The sequence below is a fragment of the Mesorhizobium sp. M7A.T.Ca.US.000.02.2.1 genome (genome assembly GCF_003996995.1).
Taxonomy (GTDB): Bacteria; Pseudomonadota; Alphaproteobacteria; order Rhizobiales; family Rhizobiaceae; genus Mesorhizobium.
In genome coordinates, this window is record NZ_RZTT01000525.1 from 1 (window position 1) to 3,541 (window position 3,541).

At 58.3% G+C, this 3,541-nt stretch carries 5 protein-coding genes; 3 read left to right on the forward strand and 2 right to left on the reverse strand.

Features of this window, described 5'->3' with window-relative positions; genetic code table 11:
- The coding region (locus EOD15_RS30840) for a sulfurtransferase (RefSeq protein WP_148129717.1) at window positions 1-611 on the reverse strand (611 nt) is incomplete at its 3' end.
- Between the two features lie 170 nt (window positions 612-781).
- Here EOD15_RS30840 and EOD15_RS30845 point away from each other — a divergent pair.
- From EOD15_RS30845 to EOD15_RS30855, 3 genes are read left to right on the forward strand one after another with little or no spacing between them, the layout of a single operon-like run.
- Window positions 782-1,237 (forward strand): hypothetical protein, encoded by a 456-nt coding sequence (locus EOD15_RS30845; protein WP_127381179.1) that lies wholly within the window; start codon window positions 782-784, stop codon window positions 1,235-1,237.
- Window positions 1,237-2,103, forward strand: a complete 867-nt coding sequence (locus tag EOD15_RS30850) for an alpha/beta fold hydrolase (RefSeq protein WP_127381180.1) — start codon at window positions 1,237-1,239, stop codon at window positions 2,101-2,103. The genes EOD15_RS30845 and EOD15_RS30850 overlap by 1 nt, the downstream gene beginning before the upstream one ends.
- 33 nt (window positions 2,104-2,136) lie before the next feature.
- Window positions 2,137-2,925, forward strand: a complete 789-nt coding sequence (locus EOD15_RS30855; protein ID WP_127381181.1) for a hypothetical protein — start codon at window positions 2,137-2,139, stop codon at window positions 2,923-2,925.
- A gap of 9 nt (window positions 2,926-2,934) precedes the next feature.
- Here EOD15_RS30855 and EOD15_RS30860 read toward each other — a convergent pair.
- The coding region (locus tag EOD15_RS30860) for a cytochrome P450 (RefSeq protein WP_210212214.1) at window positions 2,935-3,541 on the reverse strand (607 nt) is incomplete at its 5' end.

A 3,541-nucleotide genomic window follows, 5' to 3' on the forward strand; every position in this document is an offset into this window, starting at 1 on the left:
GGCAGATTGCGCGCGCCGGGCATATGGCCGGAGCGGATACCCGCGCGCGGCTCAGGTTCAGTGCCGGTGAAGCGGCCCGGTCCACGGGCGTCGGCGATCTGGCTCGCCTTGGTGTCGACGATCCCGCGCATGTCGGCGAGGCTGGCGACGCGCCCGGCGTCGAAGTCGGCATGAAACACGCTTGGCGCGATCTTCGTCGGCTCAGCCGTCACCGGCCTGCCGGCCGCTTTCCAGCCATCGAAGCCACCATCCAGAACATAGGTCTGAAAGACGCCCATCACCCGGAACATCCACCACGCCCGAGGTGCGGAGAAGAAACCCGGGCCGTCGTAGACGACGATGGTGTCATCGGCCGAAACGCCCATGGCGCCGACATACTGGGCAAAATGCTGCGGCGACGGCAAGGTATGCGGCAGGGGCGAATCCGGATCCGAAACGGCATCCTGATCGAGAAATCGTGCACCCGGGATGTGGGCCGCGTTATATTCGGCACGCGAGTCGCGTTTTTGCGCCGGCAGGTACCAGGATGCGTCGACAACGGTCAGGCCAGGCTCTCCGAGGCGTTGCTGCAGCCAATCTGCGTCGACGGTGAAGGGGCTGTCCTGGGCCATTCTTGTTCTCCTGCTTCGTCTTCGGAAAAACTTTGTATAGTTTGCAAATCGGATGCGTTCAGAACGGGACATTCGCTTTGAATACGCAATGTGGCCAACCGCACCAGGCCCGCTAATTCCGATTGTTTTCCTGTTTCGTGGCGAGTACGGATTGATCGTTATGATCTGGGATGGGCGGGGTCAACAATCTCGGCATGAGCAATCTTCTGTTCTCGCGTATTCCCAGTAATCCGGTTTCGCTGGGACTGGTTTGCAACTTCATCGCACATTATCCGCCTTTTGACGGCTACGAATTCGGCCTGATGGTGAAGACGCTGCGGTACCAGTTGGATCAACAGACACATATGATCGGCTCGATCAATGACGCCATCGTCGCTTACGTCGGCTGGATCCAGACCAGCCGCGAGATAGCTGAGGCCTGGGCGATGAATGGCGGGCCGCTCAACCCCTTGCCGGATGGCGATGCCACTGCGGTTACGGTGCTGGCGACGCGATCCTCGTCCCACATCCTGCCGATGATCAAGGAAGCCAAGCGCATCAACCTGGGCAAATCGGTATTCTGGAAACGTGACTTCATCGACAACCGCGGCTCGGTCAAGCGCGCCGTCCGCAAGCGCGACGTCTGATGGATACGGCCACCCCCGCCGAGGCACTGACACAAGAAATCCTCGTTCGGCTGGGTGATCGCTATGCTACGATGTTCGTGCGCATCTGGCGCCCCTCCGGCACGCCGCGCGCAACAGTTTTCTGCCTGCACGGCTTCACCGGCAACGGTGCCGACTTCGATTATCTCGCCACCTTTCTGTGTCGCAATGGCTTTCTGGTTGTTTGTCCTGACCTTTTGGGACGCGGGCGCAGCGCCTATCTGGGGTCGGGATACGACATGAATGTCTATTCCAAATGCCTGCGTGCGCTCGGCGAGTTCGCCGGTACAGAAAACCACTTCATCGGCACGTCGTGGGGCGGCACGATTTTGCTGCTGTTTCTTCAGATGACCCGCTCCAAGGCCGCTCGAATCATTCTCAACGACGTACCCATGATCGGTGGGCCGAACATCGACGCGATGAGAGACGAAGTCCTCAAAGAAAGTACGCTTGCGTTCGAAACCCGCGCCATGGCCAAGGACTATCTAAGCGCCACCAGAGCTGTCATGGGCCCGATCGAGGACACAGTGTTCAACCGCTATGTCGAAAACAGGATCGCTACCGGCCCCCGCGGCTTCCGGCTCGCGTATGACCCGGCCACGACGGGAAACTTTGGCGCCCTGGCCGGCCGCGAATACGATCTTTTCCCAATTGCCGCTAAGATCGACGCCCGCATCCTGCTGATGTATGGTCGCGGCAGTCAGGTCATCGAGCGGCAGATTATCGAGCGCACGCGGCTGGCACGGCCTGATCTATGGCTTGTCGACAACATCGATGCCGGCGAACCGCCATCGCTGATGACGCTGGACCAGGCTCTGCTCATCTTGGGGTTTCTATCTGCTGCCTGAAAACTGCAGTATCGTGGTGGGGTTGGTTCCGGAATGCATTTCGACGATCTCTACAGTGACTATATCGCCGCGACCTATGATCGCCAAAGCCCTGCCGAAAACCCTGCCAAAATCCTGATTTGCACGACTCCGCGAACGGCGGGGCATTCTTATTGTCAGGTCCTGCAGCAGTTCGGTCTGGGAATACCCACGGAGTACTTTCAGTGGCAGTATGCCTTGCCGCTGATGAGACGGTGGTCGGCCGACGACGCCATGGACCTTGAAAAACTTAATCAGCAGGCACCGGACTATGGTCGCCGTCTCCTGGCGAAAAGGACTGAGAACGGCATATTCGCCGCCAAGATATTCTTCGAAAACCTGCCATTCGCGCGCGATTCAATCGGCGGTGACGACGACAACTCGTTCTATGTCTTTCTCTCCAGGAGAAACAAGGTCGATCAGACCATAAGCCTGCTCTCCATGCTGCATACCGGCCAGCCGTTCGACAGCCAAGAGACGCTGCCTGGAATTCCCACGGTGACAATTTTGACCGAGAGGGTCGTCAGGGATACCGCCCAATACATTTTCGATAGCGAAATCAGGTGGAAAAATTACCTGAACGCCCTTGATCGGCGCAGAGTGGCTGAGGTTTGCTATGAGGACTTTATTGCGAACCAGCAGGGAAACGCTTCGACCACAATGAGCTACTGGTTCCCAGGCTTCGAACTGAAATCAAAAACGATATCGGCAAGTAAGCGCTATGCGCATGATGTCGAGTTCAAGACCATGATCAAAAGGCAATTTGGGGACTACGTCAGGCGGTTCTGGCAGGACCATACCTGACCTGGTGTTTCATCGGCGTGAAACACTGACCGAAGACCCCTGCGCCGGGCGCAGTGCCAGCGCATAGTCGAACCGGATCACATCGTCGGCTCGGCTGAAAGCGAACTGCCGAACGATGGCGAGTACCGCCTCCCTGATTTCGAGCCGGCCGAGACGTGCGCCACCGCACATGCGCGGTCCGGTAAGGAAGGGAATAAAGGCCCGTCGATCAAAGCTGTTCTCGATGAATTCCTTGCGGCTGGCGTCGAAGACACGCGGGTTTGACCAGAAAGCCGGATGCTGGTGAACGCCGACAATCGATACCATAATCAGTTGGCCGGCATAGAGCTTCTGGCCGTCGAGTACAGTATCGGCGCCAACCTCCCGGGTTAGGAACGGTATCGGTGGAAAATAACGCATCGTTTCGTTGATCATGCAATCGGTGTACGGCGTTTGCGCTTCGCCCGAGAGAACCTCCGCATGGATGCGCTCCTGCACCTGCTGGTTGGCCCCCAGCCGGTCGATCACCCAAAGCGCGGTGGTCACCGTCGTCTCGACGCCGGCGAAGAAATTCATGACGAACTCCTCCACCGGCGAGAAGCCCTCCAGGTCAGAAGCCATACCCCTGAAGCTGTCT

Coding starts and splice junctions, on each gene's coding strand:
- EOD15_RS30850 (WP_127381180.1), top strand. CDS start 1,237: ATGGATACGGCCACCCCCGCCGAGGCACTGACACAAGAAATCCTCGTT.
- EOD15_RS30845 (WP_127381179.1), top strand. CDS start 782: ATGGGCGGGGTCAACAATCTCGGCATGAGCAATCTTCTGTTCTCGCGT.
- EOD15_RS30855 (WP_127381181.1), top strand. CDS start 2,137: ATGCATTTCGACGATCTCTACAGTGACTATATCGCCGCGACCTATGAT.